The sequence below is a fragment of the Streptomyces sp. NPDC024017 genome (genome assembly GCF_040638895.1).
Classification (GTDB): Bacteria; Actinomycetota; Actinomycetes; order Streptomycetales; family Streptomycetaceae; genus Streptomyces.
In genome coordinates this window covers 87,626-113,274 of sequence record NZ_JBEZYZ010000007.1, presented here as the reverse complement: position 1 = coordinate 113,274, position 25,649 = coordinate 87,626, and the positions used below count along the sequence as shown (strand labels likewise).

20 protein-coding genes and 5 pseudogenes are annotated in these 25,649 nt (G+C 69.0%); 14 read left to right on the top strand and 11 right to left on the bottom strand.

Annotated features, from left to right (window positions below; translation table 11 throughout):
* Window positions 1-90 precede the first annotated feature (90 nt).
* Window positions 91-1,464 carry a lectin gene (locus tag AB0G20_RS20100; protein ID WP_361304149.1) on the top strand — a complete coding sequence of 458 codons (1,374 nt, stop codon included), beginning with the start codon at window positions 91-93 and terminating at the stop codon, window positions 1,462-1,464.
* A gap of 324 nt (window positions 1,465-1,788) precedes the next feature.
* The gene (locus tag AB0G20_RS20095; RefSeq protein WP_361304146.1) at window positions 1,789-3,369 is read left to right on the top strand and encodes a lectin; all 1,581 of its coding nucleotides are present in this window, start codon (window positions 1,789-1,791) and stop codon (window positions 3,367-3,369) included.
* A 45-nt stretch (window positions 3,370-3,414) separates the two neighbouring features.
* Here AB0G20_RS20095 and AB0G20_RS20090 read toward each other — a convergent pair.
* The 6 genes and pseudogenes from AB0G20_RS20090 to AB0G20_RS20065 form a co-directional block, all read right to left on the bottom strand.
* Window positions 3,415-3,620, bottom strand: a pseudogene (locus AB0G20_RS20090) (hypothetical protein); the annotation flags it as partial.
* A 320-nt stretch (window positions 3,621-3,940) separates the two neighbouring features.
* Window positions 3,941-6,205: pseudogene (locus AB0G20_RS20085) on the bottom strand (family 43 glycosylhydrolase); the annotation flags it as partial.
* A gap of 280 nt (window positions 6,206-6,485) precedes the next feature.
* On the bottom strand, window positions 6,486-7,919 hold the full coding sequence (locus AB0G20_RS20080) for a glycoside hydrolase family 43 protein (protein WP_361304143.1): 1,434 nt from the start codon (window positions 7,917-7,919) through the stop codon (window positions 6,486-6,488).
* 648 nt (window positions 7,920-8,567) lie between these two features.
* Window positions 8,568-10,490, bottom strand: coding sequence for a ricin-type beta-trefoil lectin domain protein (locus tag AB0G20_RS20075; RefSeq protein WP_361305034.1), 1,923 nt, complete (start codon window positions 10,488-10,490; stop codon window positions 8,568-8,570).
* Entirely contained in the window at window positions 10,430-10,975 is a 546-nt protein-coding gene (locus AB0G20_RS20070) for an AbfB domain-containing protein (RefSeq protein ID WP_361304140.1), read from the bottom strand. The genes AB0G20_RS20075 and AB0G20_RS20070 overlap by 61 nt, the downstream gene beginning before the upstream one ends.
* A 476-nt stretch (window positions 10,976-11,451) precedes the next feature.
* On the bottom strand, window positions 11,452-11,847 hold the full coding sequence (locus tag AB0G20_RS20065) for a hypothetical protein (protein ID WP_361304137.1): 396 nt from the start codon (window positions 11,845-11,847) through the stop codon (window positions 11,452-11,454).
* Between the two features lie 761 nt (window positions 11,848-12,608).
* Between AB0G20_RS20065 and AB0G20_RS20060 the strand changes: the two genes are divergently transcribed.
* Window positions 12,609-13,469: a hypothetical protein gene (locus AB0G20_RS20060; protein WP_361304134.1), complete on the top strand. Its 861-nt coding sequence runs from the start codon at window positions 12,609-12,611 to the stop codon at window positions 13,467-13,469.
* Between the two features lie 193 nt (window positions 13,470-13,662).
* Here AB0G20_RS20060 and AB0G20_RS20055 read toward each other — a convergent pair whose 3' ends face one another.
* Complete coding sequence (locus AB0G20_RS20055) at window positions 13,663-14,331, bottom strand: GntR family transcriptional regulator (RefSeq protein WP_361304132.1); 669 nt, start codon at window positions 14,329-14,331, stop codon at window positions 13,663-13,665.
* Between the two features lie 134 nt (window positions 14,332-14,465).
* On the opposite strand from AB0G20_RS20055, the gene AB0G20_RS20050 reads away from it, so the two are divergent.
* From AB0G20_RS20050 to AB0G20_RS20025, 6 genes are all read left to right on the top strand, one after another.
* The gene (locus tag AB0G20_RS20050) at window positions 14,466-14,897 is read left to right on the top strand and encodes a VOC family protein (protein WP_361304129.1); all 432 of its coding nucleotides are present in this window, start codon (window positions 14,466-14,468) and stop codon (window positions 14,895-14,897) included.
* A 44-nt stretch (window positions 14,898-14,941) separates the two neighbouring features.
* Complete coding sequence (locus AB0G20_RS20045; protein WP_361304126.1) at window positions 14,942-15,595, top strand: NAD(P)-binding oxidoreductase; 654 nt, start codon at window positions 14,942-14,944, stop codon at window positions 15,593-15,595.
* 46 nt (window positions 15,596-15,641) lie between these two features.
* Window positions 15,642-16,043, top strand: coding sequence for a RidA family protein (locus AB0G20_RS20040; RefSeq protein WP_361304123.1), 402 nt, complete (start codon window positions 15,642-15,644; stop codon window positions 16,041-16,043).
* 2 nt (window positions 16,044-16,045) lie between these two features.
* Complete coding sequence (locus AB0G20_RS20035) at window positions 16,046-16,711, top strand: NAD(P)H-binding protein (protein ID WP_361304120.1); 666 nt, start codon at window positions 16,046-16,048, stop codon at window positions 16,709-16,711.
* 82 nt (window positions 16,712-16,793) lie between these two features.
* Entirely contained in the window at window positions 16,794-17,903 is a 1,110-nt protein-coding gene (locus AB0G20_RS20030; RefSeq protein WP_361304117.1) for an NADH:flavin oxidoreductase/NADH oxidase, read from the top strand.
* Window positions 17,904-17,985: 82 nt separating this feature from the next.
* The gene (locus AB0G20_RS20025; RefSeq protein ID WP_361304114.1) at window positions 17,986-18,729 is read left to right on the top strand and encodes an SDR family oxidoreductase; all 744 of its coding nucleotides are present in this window, start codon (window positions 17,986-17,988) and stop codon (window positions 18,727-18,729) included.
* A 470-nt stretch (window positions 18,730-19,199) separates the two neighbouring features.
* Here the strand turns inward: AB0G20_RS20025 and AB0G20_RS20020 are convergent, their stop codons facing one another.
* Window positions 19,200-19,958 carry a sporulation protein gene (locus tag AB0G20_RS20020; RefSeq protein ID WP_361304111.1) on the bottom strand — a complete coding sequence of 253 codons (759 nt, stop codon included), beginning with the start codon at window positions 19,956-19,958 and terminating at the stop codon, window positions 19,200-19,202.
* A 217-nt stretch (window positions 19,959-20,175) separates the two neighbouring features.
* Here AB0G20_RS20020 and AB0G20_RS20015 point away from each other — a divergent pair.
* The 3 genes and pseudogenes from AB0G20_RS20015 to AB0G20_RS20005 all read left to right on the top strand — a co-directional run.
* Window positions 20,176-20,304, top strand: a pseudogene (locus tag AB0G20_RS20015) (TetR family transcriptional regulator); the annotation flags it as partial.
* A 91-nt stretch (window positions 20,305-20,395) separates the two neighbouring features.
* Window positions 20,396-20,710 carry a DUF6069 family protein gene (locus tag AB0G20_RS20010; RefSeq protein WP_361304108.1) on the top strand — a complete coding sequence of 105 codons (315 nt, stop codon included), beginning with the start codon at window positions 20,396-20,398 and terminating at the stop codon, window positions 20,708-20,710.
* Window positions 20,711-20,809: 99 nt separating this feature from the next.
* Window positions 20,810-21,187, top strand: coding sequence for a nuclear transport factor 2 family protein (locus tag AB0G20_RS20005; protein ID WP_361304105.1), 378 nt, complete (start codon window positions 20,810-20,812; stop codon window positions 21,185-21,187).
* Between the two features lie 201 nt (window positions 21,188-21,388).
* Here the strand turns inward: AB0G20_RS20005 and AB0G20_RS20000 are convergent, their stop codons facing one another.
* From AB0G20_RS20000 to AB0G20_RS19990, 3 genes are all read right to left on the bottom strand, one after another.
* Entirely contained in the window at window positions 21,389-21,544 is a 156-nt protein-coding gene (locus AB0G20_RS20000; protein ID WP_361304102.1) for a hypothetical protein, read from the bottom strand.
* A 96-nt stretch (window positions 21,545-21,640) separates the two neighbouring features.
* Window positions 21,641-22,024, bottom strand: a complete 384-nt coding sequence (locus tag AB0G20_RS19995; protein ID WP_361304099.1) for a hypothetical protein — start codon at window positions 22,022-22,024, stop codon at window positions 21,641-21,643.
* Window positions 22,025-22,489: 465 nt separating this feature from the next.
* Window positions 22,490-22,999 carry a TetR/AcrR family transcriptional regulator gene (locus AB0G20_RS19990; RefSeq protein ID WP_361305032.1) on the bottom strand — a complete coding sequence of 170 codons (510 nt, stop codon included), beginning with the start codon at window positions 22,997-22,999 and terminating at the stop codon, window positions 22,490-22,492.
* 8 nt (window positions 23,000-23,007) lie between these two features.
* Here AB0G20_RS19990 and AB0G20_RS19985 point away from each other — a divergent pair.
* Together AB0G20_RS19985 and AB0G20_RS19980 are read left to right on the top strand one after the other, a co-directional pair.
* A pseudogene (locus AB0G20_RS19985) lies at window positions 23,008-23,559 on the top strand (3-(3-hydroxyphenyl)propionate hydroxylase); the annotation flags it as partial.
* 16 nt (window positions 23,560-23,575) lie between these two features.
* A pseudogene (locus tag AB0G20_RS19980) lies at window positions 23,576-25,593 on the top strand (acetoacetate--CoA ligase).
* Window positions 25,594-25,649 lie beyond the last annotated feature (56 nt).

Sequence of the window (25,649 nt, the reverse complement as noted above, 5' to 3'; positions counted from 1 at the left end):
ACCTACATCTGTCATGCGCACGCCACACCCGCCCGTCGACCGGTCGGCGCGACTCCCGTAACCGCGACAAAGGCATGGAGGAACAGGACAATGCACTCGAGAATCACCGACATCCCAGACACCCCGGTGTCCGGCGAGACCGTCACCCGTCCGACGGAATCCGGCAGGAGGAGCAGGACGGTCACGTTGAAGGCGGCCGTGGTCGCGGCCGTGACCGGCCTGATCACCGCACTGGTGGCGATCCAGCCGGCGTCGGCGCAATCGCCGTCGGCCGCGGCCAACCCCTACGAGCGGGGCCCGGATCCCACAGTGAGCAGCGTCGCGGCCCAGCGGGGCACGTTCGCGACCGCGGAGGTGACCGTGCCGCCCGGCAACGGCTTCAACGGCGGGAAGATCTACTACCCGACGGACACCTCTCTGGGCACGTGGGGAGCGGTCGCGGCCGTGCCCGGTTACACCGCCCGGTGGTCCGCCGAAGGCGCGTGGATGGGCCCGTGGCTCGCGTCCTTCGGGTTCGTCGTCATCGGCATCGACACCAACAGCCCCAACGACTACGACACCGCCCGCGGCACCCAGTTGCTCGCCGCGCTGGACTACCTCACCCAGAAGAGCCCGGTGCGCGACCGCGTCGATCCCAACCGGCTGGGCGTGCTCGGCCACTCCATGGGCGGAGGCGGCGCCATCAGCGCAGCCGAACGCCGGCCATCGCTGAAGGCAGCCCTGCCGCTCGCACCCTTCTCCCCCTCACAAAACCTGTCCAGCCTGAAGGTGCCCACCATGATCATGGGCGCGCGGGACGACGGCACGATCACCCCCTCCTACCTCAACGGGCTGTACGGCGGCATGCCGGCCGCCACGCAGAGCGCCTACATCGAGCTCGCCAGCGGCGGCCACGGCTTCCCCACCTGGGGCAACTCCAACGTGACACGCCGCACGATCCCCTGGCTCAAGATCTTCCTCGACAACGACACCCGCTACACCCAGTTCCTGTGCCCGTCGCTGGCCGACCGCACCGGCGTCTCCCGTTCCCAGACCAAGTGCCCCTACGTGCCGCCCGGCACGGCCACCCCGCCGCCGAGCGGTGGGCAGATCGTCGGCACCGGCTCCGGCCGCTGCCTGGACGTACCGAACGCGTCGCAGACCAACGGCACCCAGGTCCAGCTGTGGGACTGCTCGGGCAATGCCAACCAGAAGTGGGCGCGCACCGACGCCGGGGAACTGCGCGTGTACGGCAACAAGTGCCTGGACGCCGAAGGGGCGGGCACCTCCCCCGGCACACGGGTCATCATCTGGGAGTGCCACGGCGGGCAGAACCAGCGCTGGAACGTCAACGCCAACGGCACCATCACCAGCGTCCCATCCGGCCTGTGCCTGGACACGAACAGCGGCGGCACCGGGAACGGCACCCAGACCGTCCTGGCGAACTGCAACGGCGGGTCCAACCAGCGCTGGACCGTCCGATAACGAGGACTCAACCCGACCCGAGACGGAAGGAGGCCGAAGTGCCGGTCAGCGCCCGGCACTTCGGCCGTCGCAGGCTCTCCAGCGGCCCGGCCCGGCGAGCCGAAGGGGGACGGCTGCGACGGCATCGCCGTGCTCCAGCGGGGCGGGCGCATTCCTTGGAGGCGCGAACTGACGCGGTAGTCCTACGGCGCCAACAGACCAGTTCGGCCTGCCGGTCAGCGCACACAGCAGCACCCTCTGGGGCGACATCGACCACCGGCGCACAACGGGGTCGGGCCCACGCTCGACGCCCTCGGATCCGCACGACCGATCGAGGAGAAACCCATGCTCAGACTCATCCGCGCGGTGCTGTCGGCGGCCCTGGTCGCCGCCGCGTTACCTATCGCCCTCTTACCCGTCACCCAGGCTGTGGCGCTCGACAACGGCCTTGCCCGTACCCCGCAGTTGGGCTGGAACGACTGGAACAGCTTCGGCTGCAACGTGAGTGACCGTCTGATCCGTGAGACTGCCGACGCGATGGTCTCCAGCGGCATGGCCGCGGCCGGCTACCAGTACGTCAACATCGACGACTGCTGGTCGACACGGAGCCGTGACGCCGGCGGCAATCTGGTCCCGGATCCCGTCAAGTTCCCCAACGGCATGAAGGCAGTCGCCGACTATGTTCACGGCAAGGGGCTGAAGCTCGGCATCTACTCGTCGGCAGGCCTGACCACTTGCGCCGGTTACCCCGCCAGCCTCGGCAACGAGCAGCGGGACGCCAACCTGTGGGCCTCCTGGGGCATCGACTATCTCAAGTACGACAACTGCGGTGACCACCAGGGCCGCAGCGGCCAGGAACGCTACACCGCCATGCGCGACGCTCTCGCCAGGACAGGACGCCCCATCCTCTTCGCCCTCTGCAACTGGGGCCACGACCAGGTCGGCACCTGGGGCCCCACCACCGGCAACTCCTGGCGCAACACCGGCGACATCCAGGCCAACTGGAACTCCGTGATGGGCATCCTGGACGCCCAGCCCGGCTGGGCGGGCTTCTCCCGCCCCGGTGCCTGGAACGACCCGGACATGCTGGAGGTCGGCAACGGCCTGTCCGACACCGAGTCCCGAGCCCACTTCAGCCTCTGGGCACTGCTCAATGCGCCTCTGATCGCGGGCAACGACCTGCGGACCATGAGCGCCGCCACCAAGTCGATCCTGACCAACACCGAGGTCATCGGGGTCAACCAGGACTGGGGCGGCCGGCAGGGCAACCGCCTCGTCGACAACGGCAACACCGAGGTGTGGACCAAGCCGATGGCGGGCGGCTCCGTCGCAGTGGTCCTCCTCAACCGCGGCAGCGGCACGGCCACCGTCTCCACGTCCGCTGCGCAGATCGGCCTCGGCTCGGCGTCCAGTTACTCGGTACGCGACCTGTGGGCGCACACCACCAGCACGACCAGCGGTTCCATCAGCGCCTCCGTCCCCGCCCACGGGGCCGCGATGTACGTGGTCTCCGGCGGCGGCACACCCCCCGGCAACGGCACCTACTCACTGAAGGGCCAGGGCTCCGGCCGCTGCCTGGACATCACCGGCGGCTCCCAGGCCAATGGAACCCTCGCCGCGATCTGGGACTGCAACGGCGCCGCCAACCAACGGTTCACCAGCACCAACGCGGGCGAGCTGCGCGTCTACGGCGGCGCCAAGTGCCTGGACGTCATCGGCGCCGCCACCTCCAACGGCACTGCCGTGAACATCTGGGACTGCAACGGCCAGTCCAATCAGCAGTTCCGCCTCAATATCGACGGCACCATCACGGCCGTCGGCTCAGGTAAGTGCCTCGACGTCAATGGCGGCGCCACCGCCAACGGCACCAAGGTCCAGATCTGGCCCTGCAGTGGCGCAGCCAACCAGAAGTGGACCCGCGTCTGACCGACCGCTGCTGACCGACACCGTCCGGGCCGAGTCCCATGGGTCCCCCAGCCGGAGCGGTTGGAACATCGCCGGCGCGGTGGTGTCGAGGCCCTGGGACGCGGCGAAGGCGGTGTCGACGAGGTCGGCGAACTCCTGGTCGCGGCGCGCAGGTTGTCGTCGGTGAGGCGGCGCGAGCGGGTCAGCAGGTTGTAGCAGAACTGCGTTGGCTCCTGGCCGACATACATGCCGATGTTCTCGAACCATTCCACCGGTTGGATCCGCCGTTGCAGGTCCACAGGAAACACTTGGGTGCCGTTGGCGGTTCCAGCGGCCTTAGGCGGCGCCGACGACGGGCCCGCCGCTCGGCGGCGGGGTCGTCTGCCGGGCGGCGTGTACGGGCACTTGGGCTTCGACCGGGAGTGGCCGCTCGAGTCCGCCGGCGACGGGCACAGGAACTGCGTGCAGCGGGTTTCGCTGCCGAGGGAGATCTTCAGCCAGAGGATCACGCGGCACCAGGGCGACATGCACGGCAGCCAGGTGACCCGCGGGGCATAGCCGTGCGGGTCACCTGTCCAGCGGGGGAAGGCGATCAGGCCCAGGGGCTGACCGCGGTGAAGGAACTGTCGGCGCGGAAGGTGGCGTTGTCCTGGTAGGGGTCGATGCGCAGTTCGTAGTTGTAGTGGCGGAGGTAGCGGCCGGGATAGTTGTACGACTCCAGGCTGACCGAACCGGTGGCCGAACCCGGCCGGGCGCAGTAGGTGGCGTCCTTGTTGAAGAGCGCCGTGCCGTTGCTCGCGTCGAAGCGGGCCCGGAAGTCCTTGTGGCGCAGGTAGCGGCCGGACGAGTCACGGAACGAGTAGCAGGCGGAGTCGGCCAGGCCGGGGATGACGGTGAAGGTGGCGCTCTGCTTGACCGCCGTGGTGCTGGAGGACGTCACCGGGTCGAGGTAGCCGAGACTGTCCGATCGCACAGCGGCGTAGCGGCCGGGGAAGTTGACGGACCGGAGCGAGCGGGTGGTGTTCGTCGGCAGGGCGGTGCCGCCGGATACCGGGCTGATGCTGCTCAGCGTGGGGACGACCTTCTTGATCAGGCCGCCGACGTCGAACTCCAGCTTGTCGATGGTGGTTTCGCGGTGGGTACCGTCACCGCCGGGGATGGCGAAGCGGTGGTAGGCGATGTACCAGTCGTCGGTGTTCGGCACCTGCACCACGGAGTGGTGACCAGGGCCCTTGATGCCGAGGGAGAGGTCCTTCTCCAGGATCACGCCCCGCTTGGTCCAGGGCCCGGTCGGCGAGGACCCGGTGGCGTAGGCCACGCGGTAGTTCTCGTCCCGGGTGTCGTTCTCCGACCACGTGAAGTAGTAGGTGCCGTTGCGCTTGATGACGAAGGCGCCCTCGCGGAAGCCACTGGTGGTGATGTCGGTGACTTTCGAGGCGTCGAAGGAGACCATGTCATCGCTCAACGGGACGACGTATGCCCGGCCGTTGCCCCAGTAGAGGTACGACTGACCGTCGTCGTCGGTGAAGATTGCCGGGTCGATCATCTGGCCGGTGAAGGCGCCGCGGGCGATCAGCGGCTTGCCCAGCGGATCCGTGAACGGTCCGGTGGGCGAGTCGGAGACCGCGACGCCGATGTTCGTGTCGGCGGAGTAGTAGAAGTAGTACTTCCCGTTCTTCGCGGTCATCGTCGGGGCCCAGGCGCGGCTGTCGGCCCAGCTGATGTCGGGGCCGAGGTCCAGGATCACGCCGTGGTCCGTCCAGTGGACCAGGTCCTTGGACGAGTAGGCCTTGAACCGCGTACCGCTCCAGCCCGCGAACCCGTCGGTGGTCGGGTAGATGTAGTAGGTGTCGCCGAACCGGACGATGTTCGGGTCGGCGGTGAGCCCTGGAAGGACCGGGCTCCTCATGACCAGCGCCGACACGGTCCAGGTGCGCTTCTGGCCGTCGGAGCCGGTCACCTCGTACGTCACGGGCGCGGTGAAGTCGCGCGGGGTGCCGGAGGCGGGGCTGATGGATGCGCCCTGGGCGAGGGTGAACTGCGGGGCGAGCGCGGTGAGGTCCGTGCCCTCCTTCACCGGCAGCGTGATCTTGCTGTTGGCGTCGTCGATGACGGCCGCGATCTTCAGCGAGGGGTGGGTGGCGGCGGCGATGCCCGTGGTGTTCCCGCTGACTTCCAGGACCTCGCCGGGCGACAGCGCGCGGTTGTAGACCCGGAAGTCGCGCATCTTGCCCTTGAAGAACTTGTCACCGTTGTAGAGCGACTTGCCTATGTAGTTGGCCGTGGTGATGCCGGACCCGATGGAACCGGGGGTGAGGGTGAGCGTCGTGTTGCGGGCCACCTCCACGCCGTCCTGGTAGAGGACGCCCGTGGTGCCGGTCTGGGTGTAGGTGACGTGCTTCCAGACCGAGCGCGGCAGCGCGGCGGAGGTCTGGGTGTTCTGCTCGGTGGAGAAGTCCCCGGAGGCGATGGCGGTCCGGAACGCGTTGCCGGTGGTGAACAGATACCCGTTGCCAGTGCCGTTGCTGGTGTTGCCGAAGCCGTAGAGGAAGTACGGCGTGGCCTGGGTGGCGTCGATCTGCACGTCCATCGAGACGGTGATCGAGTTCATGCCGCTCATGATGTTGTCCGGCACATTGATGGAGGTGTCGGAGCCGTTGAACGTGAGCCCTTCGCCGGCACCCGACCAGCCTGCGGTGCCGTTGACGGTGCCGTTCTTGCCGTTGCCCGAGGCGTCCACCGCCACGCTGCCCGAGGTGGCGTCGAGTTTGTACCAGAGAGCCAGGCCGTCGGTGATCTCCGCCGCCTGGGCGGGGGCTGCCGGGCCGACGACGCTCACCAGGAGCGAGGCGGCGACCACGGCGGCCAGGGCGCCCGGCCGGAATCTTCGACGGCTCTGAGGTCTGACGCTGTGCATGGGTTCACTTCCCCTGAAGAAGACAACAATCTCCATCCGGCTCGACAACTCGTCGCCGCCTGCGGACTCCTGACACGCCGGCCGCCGGACCATACGAGCGGCCTTCACCGTCGTTCGCTCTCCCTTACGAACCACTCCTGGGTGGGATGACGACGCCTTCCCGCTGGAAGGCGGGCGGCGGGTGGGAGGTCGCCGTGAGGGCGCCGGCATCCCTGTCGGGTCAGCTCGTCACGCGGAAGGTGGCGTCACTGCGGCCCGTCGCGGTGGTGATCGGGTCGAGCTTGAGTTGGTACGCGTAGTGGCGGATGTACCGGTCCGGGTAGTTGTACGACTGGAACGACGACCATGTCGCGTCGGCAAGCCCGGCGACCTGGCGGAACGTGGCGTCGTTGGCGAAGGCGGTGGTGCCGTCGTTGTAGGCCAGCTGGAAGTCGAATCCGGAGTGCCGCAGGAAGTAGCCAGGGAAGTTCACCGACTCGAAGGAGACGGTGCCGGAGCCCGCCAGGCCGCTCCGCAACCGGAACTGGGAGTCCTGGACGGGGCTGACGTTGGGGTCGATGCGCACGTCGAGGTTGCTGTGCCGCACGTACCGGTCCTGGAAGTTGTACGACTGGAGCCGCTTGATCGCGGTGTTGGGCCAGCGTGCGAGCACGCGGCTCTCCTCGGCGGCCGTCATGTTCAAAATCCAGCCGTGGCGCTTCTTAGTGCCGCCCATGTTGTAGCTTCCCGACGTCTGCTTCCGGTAAGCGGCGGGATTGGAGGGGTCGGTCGTCGTGACCGGCATGTACCCGCCTCCAGTGGCGTACTGGTCGAGGTAGAGGCCCCACTCGTTGCGGCCGTTGAACTTCATCCACATCGGACCTTCGACCTGTGAGCCGGTGAGGCCGATGCCGGAGAGGTTGCCGAGGTTGGTCCACGTCCCGAGGATCGAGTTGCTGCCTTCGAGCGTGATCTGCCCGTCGCCGGAGGCGCGCACGTAGCGGTAGTTGCCGACCCCGGCCGGCACTTCGATGATCTGGGTGTCGATGATTTCCTGGCTGCCGGGCCGGTCGATGTAGATCTGCGGGGTGGTGATGGAGCGGAAGTCGCTGGTGTGGGCGTAGTAGATGCGGTGCTTCGTCGCACCGTTGAGGGGCTTGTTCGTCGCCCAGTACAGGATGTAGTCGTTGCTGGCCGGGTCCCAGATCGCCTCAGGCGCCCACGCGTTGCGCCCGTCGGGGATCGCGCCGGCGACGTTGAGCAACCACGGCTGCGACCAGGTGATCAGGTCCGTCGACTCCCACACCACAAGATTGCGGCTGCCGTCGTTGATGGACTGGCTCCACGTCTGCCCGCAGTCGATGCACAGGTCGGTCGCGATGATCCAGTACTTGTCACCACCCGGGGCACGGACCAGTGCGGGGTCGCGCACCCCCTTCGTGCCGACCGTGGAACGCAGCACCATGCCGCCACCGTTGAGGTCGCTCCAGTTCAGGCCGTCCGTGCTGTGCGAGAGGTACATCTGCTGGTTGGTCGACCCCTCCCCGGTGAAGTGCACCATCAGGTAGCCGGGGTCGGCGGCAGCGGCCTGCTCGGGTGTGGTCAACGTCTGGGACGTGAAGAGTAGGCAGGCGGCGACCAGTATCGCCGCCAGTCGGCCGAGGAGTCTGGCCATGTGGGTCTCCTGTCGTACTGCGGGTGCCATGATCGGGTGAAGGTGGGGTGGAAGGGGAAGCTCGCGCTCGCGGTGTCTGCGGGACAGGACCTGCTGTCGCGTGCGCGGAACATCGCTTGGGCCGAGCAACGGCCGAGAGCCGGAGTTACCGCCTGAACGTGGCAGCGACCGGAGACAGCGCAGGGGCGGGCTGGGTGCCGAGTGGAGCAGGCAGGCCCGGCCGAGGCGCCTCAAGAGTGAACCAGTAACTGATGCGGTACACAGGCTGTCCCCTTTGACGGCCACGGGTTCGACATTTCGAACGCCGTACGTAACTTCGAAAGGAAGATAGGTTTCGGCCAAGAGCACGTCAATGGAACTGGCCAATCTTCTGCCAAACACTCTGTGGGCGCACGAACGCCGCGCAGTTCCCCGGCGTCAGTGCGTGCCCACTGCTGCTTGGTACCGCTCGAGAAGTCCCTCAGCAGGGCCCGGGTGGACCCAGACCTTCTGATCTTCGGGCGTGATGCCGTCCGCCACGGCCGGTATGGTGCCGCGGCGGACGGTCCGGGACGGAAGGCGTAGGAGGCTTGCGCACAGTGGGTTCCGGCAACCGTCAGCAGGTTGCCGGAACCCACGCGTGCCGTGGTGGTCAGGTAGCTGGGGGTATCAGGTGAGTGTCCACTTCTGGTTGGCCGCTCCGGTGCAGGTCCACAGGATCAGCTTGGTGCCGTTGGCGGTTGCCGCGTTCGAGGCGTCCAGGCAGAGGCCGGAGAGGTTGTTGGTGATGGTGCCGTTGGAGTTGGCGGTCCACTTCTGGTTGGTGCCGCCTGTGCAGTCCCAGATGATGACCTTGGTTCCGTTGGTCGTGCCGCTGTTGTTGGCGTCGAGGCACTTGTTGCCGTAGACGACGAGCTCACCGCGTGAGGTCTGGGTGAAGGTCTGGTTGCGTCCGCCGGAGCAGTCCCACAGCTGCGCCTGGGTCAGGTTGACGTAGGTGTTCTTCTCGATGTCCAGGCAGCGGCTCGAGGCGGAGCCGACGAGGGCGGTGCCGTCGGTGCCGGGGATGCCCTGGACACGGAGGGCGTCGATGTCGGGTGCGGTGCTGCCGGAGACCGGAGCGAACCTGACGGTGTTGTTTCCCTTGGCCAGGTGGGCGAGCACGGAGACGGTGCGGTAGGTGGTGGCCGAGCCGGTCGGCGGGAAGGCCACACGGTACGAGTACTGGCCGTTGACCTGGATGGTGGCCTTGCGCGCGGTGGTGCCGCCGTTGGCGTAGGTGATGTCCACCAGCTTGGTGCCCGCCGCCGAGGCGGTGACGTTGCTGAACGTCGGGGTGGTGGCGGTGGTGGTGTCCTCGAAGGTGGACCCGGAGGCCTCGGTGCCGGCGACGGTCAGGAGCACCGCGTCGTTGGCGGGGACGGAGGTGGTGTAGCCGGTGGCGAACGACCCGGCGTCGGTACGGGTCCAGGCGTTGCGCACGGTGGCGGAGGCGGTGGTCAGGCCGAGGTCGGCCCAGCGGACGGTGATGTTCGCGGTGGAGCCGGTGCGGTTGAACAACATCACCGCGCGCTTGCCGGTGCCGGAGAGCACCTTGCCGTACACCTGCAGGCCCCGGGTGTCCTCGGCGACCTTGACGCCCTGCAACCCGCGCTGGTCCTGGTCGATGGCGAGGACCTCGGGGTTGGTGAGGATGTCGCGGGTCTCGGTGCTCATCGTGGCCACGTTGTTGCCTGCCAACAGAGGGGCGCCGGCGATCGACCACAGGCTCATGTGCAGCCGGTTGCGCTGGGCGGTCATGCTGTTCAGGCCGACCATCAGCATGTCGGGGTCGTTGTAGTAGCCGGTGTGCTGGGCGGCCGGCTGCAGGGCCTCGTCGAAGTTGCGGTACATCTTCGCCATGCTCGGCGTCTCCCCCCGCAGGAAGACGTCGTGGCTGGTGCGCCACAGGTCGCCGTGACCGGTCGCCCAGTTCCACGGCAGTCCGGTGCCCCACTCGCAGAACGACAGCACCAACTTGCGGCCGGTGACGGCGGACGCGGCCTCGTTCGCGGCGGCGATCTGCTTGTACGCCGTCTCCTGGTCCAGCTTCTCCGCCTGGCCGCCGCACCAGTCGATCTTGACGTAGTCGAAGCCCCAGCGCTGGAAGGTCTCCAGGTCCTGCTGGTAGTGGCCTTCCATACCGGTGTTCGGGGCGGCCGGGCGGGTCGTGGGGAAGTAGTAGCCGCAGCCGTCCTTGCCCGCGTCGGTGTAGATGCCGGCCTTCAGGCCCTTGCTGTGGATGTAGTCGGCGATCGCCTTCATGCCGCCCGGCCACAGGTTCTCGTCGACGACGATGTTGCCGTTCGCGTCACGGGCGCCCTGCCACCAGCCGTCATCCAGGTTGACGTACTTGTAGCCGGCCGCCGCCATGCCGGAGGAGACCAGAGCGTCGGCCTGCTGCTTGATCACATTGTGGTCGATGCTGCTGAAGAAGGTGTTCCAGGACGCCCAGCCCATCGGCGGCGGGGTGACACCGATCTGGCTGGTGCTCACAGCGGCCGGTTCGGCGGACAGGGGCGCAGACGGCTCCGCCCGGTCGAGGCTCGCCAGACCGGCGACGGCGAGTCCGACGGCGAGGACCTGGGCGGCGATGCGCCTGGTCCATCTTCGTACGGCGGGGTGGGACATGCGGCTCTCCAGGGGAAAGGAGGGAAGGGGGAAGGAAGGCCGACGCCCCGGGCCGACGGGTGTCCGCCCGCCCGGGCCACCGTGCCTGGGGTTGCCACTTCACTGGGCTCTGCGGCGCCGTGTTCAACCGGGGCGTCAGAAGACAATGGAGAGGGTGGCATCCGCGCGGTCGGTGGCGGTGGCGGTGGAGTCGGGATCGATGCGCAGGGCGTAATTCCAGTGGTGATGTGGCCAGTCGGGAAGTCGTGGGACCGGAAGAACGTGCAGGTAGATCCGGCCCAGTCAGCTGTCCTGGGGAACGCGGCGTCACGGGCGAACGCGGTGGTGCCGTCGCTGACGTCCAGCCTCAATTCGCAGCTGTAGCGCCGCAGGTAGCGGGTCGGGGAGTTAACCGACTGCAAGGACACGCCGGAGCGTCGGCGAGTCCGTGAGGAGTGGATCTTGTGCTCATCTGCTCTCCAAAAGAGACGTGTGCGGGGCGGGCGCTCGGCGAGCTAGGGCCCCCGTCAGGACACGCCTGCCCGGCATCGTCATCGCCGTCCGATATACCGGCCGCGGTCCGGGAAGTGGTCAAAAAGTAGAGGTGAGGCATAGGGAGGTCAATGGTTTTGTCGAAGTGCGTTGGATTTTGTGTGATTGGGGAGGCGGCGCCACTGCGCTGGATCGAGCGAGACCGACGACCTGGCCAACACCTCCACCAACTCGTCACCGGCAGCCGCCGCACCCTGGCCGACCTCAACTCCCTCCGTACCCGCTGTATGCGCGCCACAGCGCCCTCGCCCGCTCCCGCCGAAAGGCAGCCGGCACGCCGCGGGCAACCACCCACGCGACCGGCCCTCCACCCCAGCCCGCACGACTCAACCCGCGCACCCACCGATGACCACTATTGGGCTCGGCCGTCCGCCGGCCGGGCCCGGACCCGAAACGCCCCGCCTTCCATGCCCGGCATTCCTCCCGACGCCCCGTCCGCCTTGACGTCCAGGTCTTCCTCGACGTCCATCCCGCCCACCCCACCGCCGTCGTCGCACGCCTGACCGGCAGGTACAGCCGCACCGCCGAGGCCCTCCTGGCCGCCTGCGGCTTCGACTCCGGAGGCGTCCACCGACTGACTGTCGATGATTCCCGCACTGGGCTCGGCATTGCGGCCTGCGCGTTCCCTCGCCGTGTGGCGCAGGCGTTCGTACACCTCACGCACGTAGTCACAGGACCGCCGGCGGCGGAAGAAGTCGTAGACCGCCCGCCAGTACGGGAAATCGACCGGCTTGAGACCCCGGCCCACTCCGCATCCGTCATGAAACTGGGATAGCAGCCGGCCCGCAGCCCCGGAGCGATCGAACCGAACCTGTGCACGTAGCAGTCACACGCAAGGGTGACCGCGGTGGACGCAGACACAGACACAGACACAGACACAGACACAGAGATACTGCTCAACTGAGCACGCAACGTGCTTCCTTGGTCGTGCTCGTGTCGTAACCGCGTCCGTGAATCCCCCGTCAAGCCCTGAGCCACTGACCGGCCCCCGCACCAGCCATGTCTGTGACCGGCTCTGCGCTGATGGTGACCGCGCTTGGACAGGCAGAGAGGGCCGAGCCGTCGTGCAGGCCCACGCCGCCGACCGCTACGTCTACAGGCACCCCGGAGGCGGCCTGGAGGCGTTCACAGCACACGCCGCACATGCGACTGGCCCCATGGACGTACCCCGTGACCGACGGTCGTCATTGCTGTACCTCTACGGAGGCCGACCGGCCGTTCCGGCCGCATCACGGCAATATGCGCCCCCGTCTCGGCCATGGTCCGGCGAGGTCCGCCGACGGCCCGGCGCGGCTCCCGGAGCTCGTGGTGAGCCACTCGACGGACCACCTGGGGAGCCGGCGAACGATTCCGCTGGCTCCTCGACATTGTTTTCCCTGATGAAAGGGGGTGGTGAACAACGGTCGGGCTTGCCAGCTTCGGAGTCGCGGCAAGCCGGATCCCCCGGTCCACTCCACCCGCCGCGATCGATCCAGCACCTCAAACGCCGGAAACACGCAGGGAGCGCACGTGAGAACCGCACTCAAGAAGGCCGGAGTCGTCATGACAGCCGGCGCCATCGCTGTCACCGGCCTGGTGTCCACTGCCGGTTCAGCCCAGGCCGCCGGGCCGATGGGCGCCTCCAACATTCGCGGGACCACACCCGGTGACACCGACTCGCTCGTCCAGCGCTTCTGCAACCAGGGCTACGCGGGCCATGCCCACTTCGGCGCGTACAACGTGCGGACCGGCGAGTTCCGGACCGAGAACGAGTACATCGGCAAGATCAGCAGGGTCAAGGCTCCGCAGGGTGACTGGGAGGTCTTCTCCGGCCGGTGCTACTACCCGCAGTCTTCCACCTGGTCCTTCACCGGCAAGGAGCAGCGCATTTCCCAGCCCATAGAGAACAGGGGCCTCCACGGCGACGACAAGGAGATCTTCGTTCGCGGCTACTCCACCAAGACATCCGCGAAGACGAGCCTCGGCGGCTCCGTCGACATCGGTGTCGCCAAGAGCATCTTCACCGGCAGCCTCGGCGGCAACTTCACCTACGAATGGGGCTGGGAAAAGACCTCGTCATTCGAACGGCGCAGTGAGAAGACCATTCCGCCATGCAGCAGCATGGCCCTTACCTGGAGGCCGTTCAAGCGCGTGGTGCGCGTCAACCCGGTGATCGACATCTGGGCGTACGCCTGGCGGGAATCCAACGGCAAGGTGACGCAGGTGGACTCTTGGCGCGGCAAGGGCGCCGCCTGGAAGAAGATCTACTCGTACGGCTACTACATCGACGGCACCTCCGACAAGGTCATCAGGACCCACGGCGACCACTGGGAGCCCGACGGGATCGAGAGCAAGGTCGTAGTGCCGCTCAAGCCCAGCCAGTGCCGCTGAGGCACCCCCCTGACGAGCCCCCGCCACCCGGACGCTTGGTGAATCCGCCCCCTTGGGTCTCATCCAACGGGGCGTAGTGCTGTGAAGGGTGAGATGTAGCTGCGTGCACTGAACGCCTGCGCCGCACACCGAGGGAACGCGCAGGCCGCAACACCGAGCCCAGTGTTGGCCGCCGCCCGGCTCGCCGACGCTCTCAGTCCCGCCCGGTACCCGTGGCGACCACGTCCACGGCGTGCTGGCGATGTGCAGCGAAGAGCTTGAGGGCGGCCTCGGTGTCGCGGGAGCGCAGCGCGGCGACCAGCTCACGGTGCTCGCGCGGGATGCAGTCGAGATAGCCCTCAGTGGTGAGGCCGATCCGGGTCAGCAGGAACAGGTGGACCTGGCACCGTATGCCGTCCCACGCGTCAGCGAGGCGCTGATGCCCGGCCGCAGCGAACACCGCGTCGTGGAAGGCGATGTCGCAGCGCACCATCTCGTGCGCGTCCACGGCCCGCTCCATCATGTCGGCCGTCTTGGCGATGGAGGCGAGGTCCTCGTCCGAAGCGCAAGCGATCACCTGACGCACGGCGAGATCCTCCAGCGCGCCACGCAGACTGTCGAGCTCGGCCACGTCCTCGGCGGACAAGGACGTCACCGTCGTCCCGCGGTGCCAAGCGCAGTGCACCAGGCCCTCGCGCTCCAGCAGCCGCAGCGCTTCGCGCACCGGCCCGCGACTGACGTCCATCTCGCCGGACAGCTCCACCTCACGCAGCTGCACGCCGGGAGCGTAGGCCCCGTTGAAGATGGCCTCACGGATGCGGTCCGCGACCTCGTCGGCCAGGCCCCGACGCCGTGCCGGGGACACCTTGCCCTGATCACTCATGTCCGGATTGCACCTCCTCAAGCGATGGCCTAATGTTAACATTCGGATGTTGTCGTAATGTAAACATTAGGACACTAGGCCGGAGCTCGGCTCACCCCGGCCCTCTTCGTTCCCCCGGGCAGGAAGGCAGTGCCATGACCGTTCTCGACTCACCGATCCCGCGGTTCCACTTGGCCGTGCCGGTCGACGACCTGGCCGCCGCGCGCCGCTTCTACGGCGACGTGCTGGGCCTCGAACAGGGCCGCAGCGCGGAGACCTGGGTGGACTGGAATCTGCACGGCCACCAGTTCGTCACGCACCTCACACCGGAGCGCGGGCAGCGCATCCACAACCCGGTAGACGGTCACGACGTCCCGGTGCCGCACTTCGGTCTGATCCTGACGATCCCGGAATTCCACAAGCTCGCTGAGCGGCTGCGCGCGGCGGGCAGCGAGTTCGTCATCGAGCCGTACGTGCGCTTCGAAGGCCACAAGGGCGAGCAGTGGACGATGTTCCTCCTCGACCCGGCCGGCAACGCCCTTGAGTTCAAGGCGTTCGCCGACGACTCCCAGGTGTTCGCCGCCTGACCGGCGCATCCCCCTTCCCTCCACACGAAAGACGGGACGAGATCATGAAGGTGTTCCAGATCGGCGCTGCCGGAGGAGTCGGCCGCCGCCTCACTCAAGTCCTCACCGCCCGCGGAGATTCGGTGACCGGCATGCACCGGGGGCCCGCTCAGGGCGAGACCGTGCGGGAGGTCGGCGGGCTTGCGGTGATCGGTGATCTCATCGCCGACTCGGTCGACGAGCTGGCCCAGAAGATGCGCGGCCATGACGCCGTGGTCTTCTCGGCCGGTGCCCACGGCACCGGCACGGACAAGACGACCCTGATCGACGGCAAGGGCCTTGAGAAGGCCGCCGACGCGGCTGCGCTCGCCGGGGTGGCGCGATTCGTGCTCGTCTCGGTGTTCCCCGACGCCCTGCGCGACGGGCAGCGCAGCGAGGGCTTCGAGCACTACATAAAGGTCAAGAAGACAGCCGACGTGTACCTGACGCGGACGGATCTCGACTGGCTGATCGTCCGCCCCGGCACGCTCCTGGACACCCCCGGCACCGGCCGCGTCACGGCGGGCCCGGCGGTGGAGTACGGCGATGTGCACCGCGATGACGTCGCCGCGTTCATCGACGCCGCCCTGCACGAGCCGCGCCTGAGCCGCGTGATCGTCGAGCTCACCTCCGGCGACACCCCGGTCGCGGACGCTGTCGCCCGCCTCACGGCCGCCTGACTTGCCACGCCATCCAGTAACTGCACCAGCAGCAAGGAGCACCACCATGACCGCCATCGACTCCTACAGCCACAACGTCTCCGGCGAGGACGAGTTCGGCTTCGCCCAGGCCATCAAGGTCGGCGACACCATCTATGTCTCCGGGCAGCTGTCCCACGACGACGAGGGCAACTTCCTCCACCCGGGCGACTTCGACGCCCAGCTCCAGCAGTCCTACAAGAACTTCGAAAAGGTGCTCGCCCACTACGGCGCCACCCGCAACCAGGTCGCCTCCGAGACCCAGTTCATCGTCGACCTGCCGAAGTACAACACGGCGATGGCCGCGGCCAACCTCGCCTACTTCGGCAACCACCGCCCCACCAGCAGCACGGTCGGTGTCGCCTCGCTGTTCTTCCCCGGGCAGCTCGTCGAGATCAGCTTCGTCCTCGACACCCGCCTGCCGGCCTGATCATGCGTGTCGTCATCGCCGGCGGACACGGCAAGATCGCCCTGATTCTGGAGAAGCTCCTGACGGAGCGCGGCCACTCCGTGGCAGGTCTCGTCCGCAACCCTGCCCACGCCGCCGACCTCGCCGATGCCGGGGCCGAGGCCCTGGTCGCGGACCTGGAGAAGGCCACCGTCGACGAGGTGACGGGGCACCTGATCGGCGCGGACGCTGTGGTGTTCGCGGCGGGAGCAGGGCCTGGCAGCGGGGCGGCCAGGAAGGAGACGGTCGACCGCGATGCCGCGGTGCTGCTCGCGGAAGCCGCCGAGGCGGCGGGCGTCGGACGGTACCTTCTCGTCTCCGCCATGGGCGACCACCTGCGGGCCGACCCGGACACCTTCGACGAGGAGTTCGGAATCTATATGCGGGCCAAGGCCGCCGCCGAAGACGCCCTCCGCGCCCGGTCCGCGCCCCGGCCGACCATCGTCCGCCCCGGCCTGCTCAGCAATGACCCCGGCACGGGACGCGTGGACCTCGGTGACCGCACCGGCACCGGGCCCATTCCCCGCGCGGACGTGGCCGCGGTCCTGCTCGCGCTGCTCGAAGACCCCCAGCTCGACGGCCGGACCGTCGAGGTCATCGGCGGTGACACCCCGATCGCGGACGCCCTGTCCGTCCTCGCCGCCCGCTGACCACCCCGGGCGGGCCGCCTGCCCACAGCGGCCGGCTGCGCCCGGGCGCACCAAATACCCACCACGAAGGAAGACCGCACCCGTGAGTGTCCTGTTCACCCCCCTCAAGCTCCGCTCCCTCCAGATACCCAACCGGGTCTGGATGTCCCCGATGTGCATGTACTCCGCAGCCTCCGAAGGCCCGGAGACCGGCGCGCCGACCGACTTCCACCTCGCCCACCTGGCGAGCCGGGCCGCCGGCGGCGCGGGCCTAGTCATGGCCGAGGCCACCGGTGTCCGCCCCGACGGACGGATCAGCCCCTGGGACCTGGGGCTGTGGAACGACCGTCAGCAGGAGGCGTTCGCCCGCCTCGCCGCCGCGATCCGCGCCCACGGCGCCGTCCCGGCGATCCAGCTCGCCCACGCCGGCCGCAAGGCATCGGTGGACAAGCCCTGGCTGTCCGACCAGTACCTGCCCGAGACCGACTCCGGCTGGCAGCCCGTCGCCCCCAGCCCGGTCGCGTACGACGGTCTGCCCGTCCCGCACGAGCTGACCATCGCCGAGATCCAGCAGTTGGTCCGCGACTTCGCCGCCTCTGCCCGTCGTGCACTGGCGGCCGGATTCGAGGTCGCCGAGGTCCACGGCGCCCACGGCTACCTGATCAACTCCTTCCTCTCCCCCGCCTCCAACCACCGCACCGACGCCTACGGCGGCAGCTTCGAGAACCGCATCCGTTTCGCCCTCGAAGTCGTCGACGCCGTCCGCGCGGTGTGGCCCGAGGAGCTGCCGGTCTTCTTCCGCACCTCGGCCACCGACTGGCTGACCGAGAACCCCGAGGACGACCGCGAGGGCTGGACCGGCGACGACACCGTCCGCCTCGCCAAGGAGCTCCAGACCCACGGCGTCGACCTGCTGGACGTCTCCACCGGCGGCATGGTCCGGGACGCGAAGATCACCGCGGGCCCGAACTACCAGGTGCCCTTCGCCGCCCAGGCCCGTGACGAGGCCGGCATCCCCACCGCCGCCGTCGGCATCATCACCGAGCCGCAGCAGGCGCAGGAGATCATCGCGAGCGGCCGGGCCGACGCCGTCTTCCTCGGTCGTGAACTGCTGCGCAACCCCTACTGGCCGCAGCACACCGCCCTCGCCCTGGGTGTCGAGCCGAACTGGCCGGACCAGTACGCCTACGTCGTCAAGCGCCGCAAGCGCTGAGCCCGGCCCAACCTCCCGTCCGCACAGCCGTGTCACCCCTGCACGGGCGACACGATGAACCACCCTTCGCTGGGAGATTCCCATGAACCACCTGCAGAACAAGGTCGTCGTCATCACCGGCGCCTCCTCCGGCATCGGCGCCGTCAGCGCCAAGGCCCTCGCCGCGCGCGGCGCCAGGATCGTCGCCGCCGCGCGCGGCCGAGAAGCCCTCGACCAACTGGTCGCCGACATCGAGAAGGCCGGTGGCAGCGCCGTCGCCAGGGTCACCGACGTCGCCGACGCCGAGGACATGGAGGCCCTCGCCGAGTTCGCCGTCGACACCTACGGGCGGATCGACGTCCTCGTGAACAACGCGGGCCTGATGCTCTTCTCGTGCTGGAAGGACCTCGCACTCGACGACTGGAACCGGATGATCGATGTGAACATCCGCGGCTACCTCAACGGAGTCAACGCCGTCCTGCCGGTGATGCTCCGCCAGAAGTCCGGCCACTTCCTCAACATGGACTCCGTGGCAGGCCATCAGGTGGGCGACGGCGCCGGCGTGTACAGCTCGACGAAGTTCTTCGTGCAGGCCATGACCGAGTCGATGCGCAAGGAACTCGGCGTCCGCGAGGGCATCAAGGCGTCCACGATCAGCCCCGGTGTCATCGACACCGGCTGGGCGGACAAGGTCACCGACCCCACCGGCCGCAAGGCCGCCCAGGAACTCAACGCCATCGCGATCAGCCCCGAGGCCATCGCCGACGCCATCGTCTACGCCCTCGACCAGCCCGCCGACGTCACCGTCAACGACCTCGTCATCTCCCCCACCCGCCAGAACTGGTAGCACGCACGCGAAACCCCTGCGGCGGCGCACCGCATCACGGACTCGCGCCAGACCTGCTCTCCCAGTGCCTCGGACAGGCGCTTCTCCAGTTGCTGGATGCGCGTGATCAGGCGGGTGTCGCGGGCTTGGGCGTTGGCGAGATCAGCCTGGAGCGAGGCACGGCTGACTGGCGCGAGGCACGGCTGACTGGCGTGGCACCCGCCGGGTCCTGGCCGGTGGGTTCGAGTTCGGCGGAAGCCTTCCAGGCTGCATGACCGCCACAGATCAGGCAATGCGGCAGGCCTCAACCAAGGCCATTTCTGGCCACGCAGCGACTCACTGCACATTGACGCTCACCGCCGACCACGCGTAAGCGGAGACAAGCCACTCGGGAGCGCGGCATCCTTGAGTCAACCGTCGGCTGGGCTCCGTCAGGCGACACTTGCGCGCCCAAGGTCCGCACCGAGCGCGGGCAAACCGTCGGGAGGGGGTCAGACCGCCCTCACCTGGCGCAGCCAATCGCGCACCAGCTGGTTCCAGTCGGTGCGGTCAAGATCGTGGTGGGCCACGATGAAACGGCGGGCCGGGGGCTTCTCTTCCCAGGACTGGACGCCGTGACCGGAGCGTCGCAGCAGGATCTCGCAGCCGACCGCGTTGGTGAGGAAGACGAGTTCGAGGTCCGTGCCGACTCCGCCCGTCGTACGGTCCCGCAGGTCGAGCAACTGGTAAAAGTCGTAGGGCTGGTCGACGTCCGGGATCCACTCCTCGACCAACCGCCCTGCCTCGCAGGTGTATCCGTGCCCGGCGAAGGCGTCAAGGACGGCCTCGTGCAGGGGAAGAGGCGAGACGTGCAGCAAGTCCTCGTCCGAACCGGTTCTGAGCGCACTGTCGTCCACGCGGGTCCGCAGTTCCAGGACGATTCCCAGCGCCCGCCCCGCCACTTCGGTGAACGGCGTCGCCCAGGGCAGCCGGACCGTAAACGGCACCACGACCTCCTCGCCCCTCGGGACCGAGAAGGGGCCGTACGCATAGGCACGGTTGACCTCGTCGTCCCCGGCACGGACACCAGGGGCGGCGGGCCAGGACGCGAGCACCTCGAAGGAGAAGCCCTGGATCTCCGTGCCGAGCAGGCCGCCCCGAACGACCACCTGGCCGGGGACCGTGTCTCCAGGACGGACGACTCCGGCGAGCACTTGGGCATCGACGTCCACCGGGCCTCCGCCCGCCCGCGCAAATATTCGAGTGAACATCTCCGGAGCATACGACCCCCCTGGGACACATGCGCCGCGCATACAGTCGGTCGCGTACCGCGCATCCCGAAATCTCCGTGCGCCGGAATCAGGAAAGCCTGGGAACACTCGACATTGACCTTGGAGCTTTTCTACCTCGTTGCGGGGCGCCGAGATTGAGACGACAGAACGACAAAGCTCCTGGTAGATGGGTTGTCGACCAAGATCAACCTTCTCGGAGCAGATCGCGGCCCTCTTCATCGGGCTGCTCTTCACCCAGCCGCGTACGGAGGGCGAGCCCGACCTGACCCCGCAGGAACTGGTGGAGGTCTTACTGCACGGGGCGCTGTCGGGGGGCGCCAAGTGAGCACGCGGAGGAGACGCCTGGGGGTTACGGCCCTGGCCGTCCTGGCCCCCGTCGTGGCGTGGCTGGTCGCGGACCCACTGCTGGGGCCCGGTTGCGGATCGCTGACGGCGAGCAGACGCTCGACATCGGCGCCGTGCCCGTGGCGGTCGTCGCACTGCTCGCGTCGCTCTCCGGCTGGGGACTGCTGGCCGCCCTGGAGCGATTCGGGGTGCGGCGCGCCCTCGCCATCTGGACCGGGGTGGCCGGCGCCGTACTGGCCGTGTCCTTCCTCCCGTTCATCGGCGACGGCATGGACGGCGGCACCCGGGTCTCCCTCGCACTGATGCACCTGGCGGTGGCGGCGGTGCTGATCCCGGGGCTGGGCGGCAGGCCCCCCGGGGCGGGAGCCGGTGCCGCCAGGGGGTGACCGTCGGCGCTCGCGCCGCCAGGCGAGGGCTGGGGTCGGGCCGGAGACAGGTGCGGCCGCCGGTTTCGCCGTCGGCCGCTGTTTCGGTATTACTGGTGCATGCATGAAGAGACCGCGCAGTCCGCGATCGACACGTTCATCTCCGCGTTCAACGCCTCGGACGACAGCTATGTGACCGGATTGCTCTCCCAGGCCCTGACCTCGGACGTGATCTTCTGGGGACCGTTGGGCCGCAGTGAGGGGATCGAGGCGGTCGAACGATTCGTGCTGGACATCCGGCGCCACCCGGCGGGGGCCGGCACGATGGTGCGCTGCTCCGCGGTGGACATGCCGGACGAGTGGGCCCGGTACCAGTGGGCCTTCACCACGCCGAACGGAGGCCCCCGCCTGACGGGAACGGACGTCGTCCATCTGCGGCGGAGCCTCATCGACCAGGTCATCGTCTTCGCGGAGGAGAGCAAGCCGTCCTCCTCCTGAGCCCTCCTCGCCCGACCTGTCCCCGTCCGAGAACGCCCGCCACCCCGACGTCCTGGCCGCCCGGCGGCGCGAACGCGCCCGTATCCGCAGCGAGAAAAGGCATCCGCTGGGGCGGCCGCCCTCTCAACCCCCTGGCCTGACCGCCGCGCCGTGACCGTCGGCGATCTGACACGAGCGGCCTCGCCGCAGGAACAAGTCCCGTCAGGGCGTTTCGGGCTTGCGGGCCAGGAGGCAGGCGTGCGGTCTGTTCACGCGTCCGCCGGGCTCCTGCTCCAGTCTCGCGGTGACGACGAGTCCGGCCCGGTCCAGCAGGCCGACCATGCGGTCCAGGGGCAGGAGATACGACTCGTAGGACATGGGACGGCCATAGCCCTGGGTCGGCTGCAGCCGTTTATCCACCGCCGTAGACACTCGGCCCTCACACCACCCCGGTGATCGTTTCCGGTCAGAGCACTAGCAGCCCGCCTCGACGTCGCTGTTCACGAACGAGTCGACGCTGATCGAGTAGCCGGCGCCGGTGGTGAGGTCGGGGCGGCTTCCGTGGCCGTCCTCCGCGAGGCCCTCGGCGGTGAGGAAGACGATCCGCAGGGACGTTCGCTCCTTGGCGAAGCACAGCTCATCGGACACGGCTTCGGGGGCCGGAGTCCATCCGTCTCGTTTCGCCGCCGCCCGGTAGTGTGCGGCGACTTCGGCCTGCGTGCCGGGGAAGGCGTAGGTCCGGTGGGCGTACACCGAGACATCGCCGCTGTCCGCCCAGCAGCCGGCGTCGACCTCCTCGAAGCCCCGGGCGACGGTGGCCCCGTCGGGCCGGGAGTCGAGGATGTCGAGCGCAGCCATCTCGTTCACCCGGTCGTCGGTCCCCCCACAGTCCCTGGCGAGTTCCTGTAGCGCACAGCCGGTGAGCGTCCCGGCCGCGAGCACGATCGACAGGAGCAGGGGTAGGGGGCGGGTGGCGCCTGTCCGTAAAAGCAAAGCGGGCTCCGGGATGAGGGTCAGGACGGAGGGGATCCGCCGGCCGACAGCTGTACGTGCCGCTCCGGAGCGGCACGGCCCGGTTCTACCCGGGAGCCGTCATCCTCGCATCGCTCCTGAAGTACGCGTGACGCTTTGACGACACCTCCTGGGTCAGGGTGCGGGTGGCCGTGCCGCGCTGGGCGTGATGAGGGCCGTAACAGTGCGGCAGTTGACATGCCGAGCGAGAGATCAGCCGAGGCCCCGGCCGTCACGGTCGCCGGTCAGCCGGCTTTCCGGCCCGTGATCAGCGTGTCCCTCGCGAGGACCGCGTTGTCCCCGTCGCCCCGGTCAGGCCAGGTAGGGCAGCGGGCGCCGGGTGACCTCGTGCGCGTCGGCCGAGGGAAGGCCCAGCATGCGCAGCACCATCTCGGCCAGCTCGGAGGCGGCCTCGTCACCGTCGAGGTCGGGGCGGGCCAGCCGCAGCGCCACCAGGGACAGCAGGGTCCCGCCCAGAGCGGACAGGGCCGTGGTCGGATCAGTGCCGGTGAAGCGGCCCGAGGCGATGCCGCGCTCCAGATCGCGGCGCGCTCGTGGGGACAGGCCGCTCTCGGAGTGGATGTGGGCCAGACCGCGATCGCGCAGGATCCGCATGAGTTCGGGGTGTGAGTCGGCCATCCGGGCGGCGAGTCGGAAACCCGCCGCGACGAGCTCGGCCGGGTCCTCGATCCCTTCCACCTGCTCGTCGATGACCTGGCCGAACTCCTCCAGGGCGTCCGTCACCGCCGCGTCGAACAGTTCCGTCTTGGACTCGAAGTGGTTGTAGAAGGAGCCGAAACCGACGTCCGCGCGCTCGGCGATCGCCTGGACGCCACGTGATCCGCCTCGCGGTCGCCGTCGGCTGGGCCATGACCGGCGGACAGGACCGCGGTGCGGCGCTCCGCCGGACCCTCGTGGGCGCGGCCTGCCGCATCCCGGGGGTGACCGCGACGGTGAGCCGCGACCTCAGCCCCGCCCTGACCGCCGGTCCGCTGGTCCGGCGCCGCCCCCGGCCGACCGGCCGGGCGCTGGCCGGCACCTTCTGCCCGCAACCCCGGGTGCTGTACGAGGGCAGGCGAGTGCGCCTCGACGACGTCCTCGGGGACTCCTTCGCCGTACTGACCGCCGTACCGCCCACGGCGCGGATGACGGGCGTGGCCACGGCACTGGGCGCACCCGTGATCCAGGTCGACGCCCTGCGGGACGACGGCACCCTGGCCGCCTGGCTGGCCCGCGGCCGGTCGGACGCCGTTCTGCTCCGCCCCGACCGCGTCGTACTGGACACCGTCCCCGCCGGCACCGGCGACTTCACCGACGTCCCCGCCTGGGCTCCCCTGCTGCACACGGCCCCCCGTACCGCCGATGCCCGGCCCACCCCCTGACGAGGAGCACCGCACGATGACCACCCCGCACCCCATGCCGTCTCCGGACCCCTTCCTGCCTGCCGACCCGGAGGCGGCGGCCGGCAGCCGCATCGCGGACTTCGCTCGCCGGGCCGCGCGGCGTCAGGGCGCCGAAGGCATCCAGGACCCCACCGACTACCGGGCGCTGCACCGCTGGTCGGTCACCGACCTGGAGGGTTTCTGGGCCGAGTTGTGGGAGTACTTCGACATCGACGCGACCACCCCGTACGAGCGGGTGCTGGCCGAGGAGGTCATGCCGGGCGCCCGCTGGTTCCCCGGCGCCACCCTCAATTACGCCCACCACGCGCTGCGCAACCCGCACCCGGACGCACCCGCGATCACCGCGCTGGACGAGACCGGGGCCGGCTACGAGATCACGGGCCGGAAGCTGCACGCCCGGGTCGCCTCCGTGGCAGCCACGCTGCGCGACCTGGGTGTGGGCATGGGCGACCGGGTGGTGGGCTACCTGCCCAACACCCCGCACGCCATCATCGCCTTCCTCGCCACCGCCAGCCTGGGCGCGGTCTGGTCGGTGTGCGGACAGGACTACGCGCCCAAGGCAGCGGCCGACCGCTTCGCCCAGCTCGAACCGACCGTGCTCGTCACGGCGGACGGCTACCTGTTCAACGGCACCACGCACGACCGCCGCGCCGCCTCACTCGACCTCGCCGCAGCCCTTCCCACGCTGAAGGCCACCGTGCTCGTGGATCACCTGGGGCTTGCCTGGCCCGAGACTCGGCGCACGGGACTGACAGTGCCGTGGGAGGAGGCGGCCGGCCGCACCGAGCACCTCACCGTCACCCCGGTGCCGTTCGACCACCCCCTGTGGATCGTCTTCTCCTCCGGCACCACCGGCCTGCCCAAGGGCATCGTCCACGGGCACGGCGGCGTCCTGCTGGAGCACCTCAAGATCCTCGGCCTGCACTGCGACCTGGGCGTCGGAGACCGCCTGCTCTGGTACACCACCACCCACTGGATGATGTGGAACCTGGTCGTCTCCACCCTGCTGACCGGTGCCACCACCTGCACCTACGACGGCAGCCCCGCGCCACCAGCGCGCCCGGACGTGCTGTGGGAGCTGGCGGCCCGCCACAAGGTCACCGTCTTCGGCACCAGCCCCCAGTACCTGCTGGCCATGGCCAAACTGGGCATCGAACCCTCCGTGTACGACCTGTCGGCGATCCGCGCCATCGGCTGCACCGGCTCCGCCCTGCCCGCCTCCGCCTACCCCTGGGTCCGCGACCACGTCGGCGCGGGCATCCAGCTGGCTTCCACCAGCGGCGGTACGGACGTCGTCTCCGCCTTCGCCGGCAGCGCCCCCACGACCCCCGTCTGGGCGGGTGAGCTGTCCGCCCCAACCTGGGCGTGGCGCTGGCGGCGTACGACGGAGCGGGACAGCCGGCCGTCGACCAGGTCGGCGAACTCGTCATCACCCGGCCCATGCCGTCGATGCCGCTGTACTTCTGGAACGACCCCGACGGCAGCCGCTACCGCGACGCCTACTTCGCCGCATACCCGGGCGTGTGGCGGCACGGGGACTGGATCACCCTCACCTCCCACGGCTCGGTGATCGTCCACGGCCGCTCCGACGCCACCCTCAACCGCAACGGTGTGCGTCTGGGCAGTGCCGACATCCACGACGTCGTCGAACGCCTCCCCGAGATCACCGAGGCCCTTGTCATCGGCGCGGAGGAACCCGACGGCGGCTACTGGATGCCGCTCTTCGTGGTTCTCGCCGACGGGGTCGAGCTGGACGACGCCCTGCGTGACCGGATCCGCGACGCGATCCGCGCCGGTGCTTCACCTCGCCACGTCCCGGACGAGATCCTCGCCGTACCGGCCATTCCGCACACCAAGACCGGCAAGAAGCTCGAGGTCCCGGTCAAGCGCCTCCTCCAGGGCGCTCCCGCCGAGCAGATCCTCAACCCCTCGGCGGTCGACAACCCGGACCTGATCGCCTACTTCGCCGGTCTGGGCGCCGAACGCCGTCAGCTCTGTCACCGTGTGTGCTGATCTTCGCCTCGCTGCCCAAGCTCGTCCCCGCGGTGGCGTGCGTACGCACTCCTCGA

Coding starts and splice junctions, on each gene's coding strand:
- AB0G20_RS20055 (WP_361304132.1), bottom strand. CDS start 14,331: ATGAGTGATCAGGGCAAGGTGTCCCCGGCACGGCGTCGGGGCCTGGCC.
- AB0G20_RS20045 (WP_361304126.1), top strand. CDS start 14,942: ATGAAGGTGTTCCAGATCGGCGCTGCCGGAGGAGTCGGCCGCCGCCTC.
- AB0G20_RS20020 (WP_361304111.1), bottom strand. CDS start 19,958: ATGTTCACTCGAATATTTGCGCGGGCGGGCGGAGGCCCGGTGGACGTC.
- AB0G20_RS20040 (WP_361304123.1), top strand. CDS start 15,642: ATGACCGCCATCGACTCCTACAGCCACAACGTCTCCGGCGAGGACGAG.
- AB0G20_RS20095 (WP_361304146.1), top strand. CDS start 1,789: ATGCTCAGACTCATCCGCGCGGTGCTGTCGGCGGCCCTGGTCGCCGCC.
- AB0G20_RS20100 (WP_361304149.1), top strand. CDS start 91: ATGCACTCGAGAATCACCGACATCCCAGACACCCCGGTGTCCGGCGAG.
- AB0G20_RS20025 (WP_361304114.1), top strand. CDS start 17,986: ATGAACCACCTGCAGAACAAGGTCGTCGTCATCACCGGCGCCTCCTCC.
- AB0G20_RS19995 (WP_361304099.1), bottom strand. CDS start 22,024: ATGGCTGCGCTCGACATCCTCGACTCCCGGCCCGACGGGGCCACCGTC.
- AB0G20_RS20000 (WP_361304102.1), bottom strand. CDS start 21,544: ATGTCCTACGAGTCGTATCTCCTGCCCCTGGACCGCATGGTCGGCCTG.
- AB0G20_RS20005 (WP_361304105.1), top strand. CDS start 20,810: ATGCATGAAGAGACCGCGCAGTCCGCGATCGACACGTTCATCTCCGCG.
- AB0G20_RS20035 (WP_361304120.1), top strand. CDS start 16,046: ATGCGTGTCGTCATCGCCGGCGGACACGGCAAGATCGCCCTGATTCTG.
- AB0G20_RS20050 (WP_361304129.1), top strand. CDS start 14,466: ATGACCGTTCTCGACTCACCGATCCCGCGGTTCCACTTGGCCGTGCCG.
- AB0G20_RS20080 (WP_361304143.1), bottom strand. CDS start 7,919: ATGGCCAGACTCCTCGGCCGACTGGCGGCGATACTGGTCGCCGCCTGC.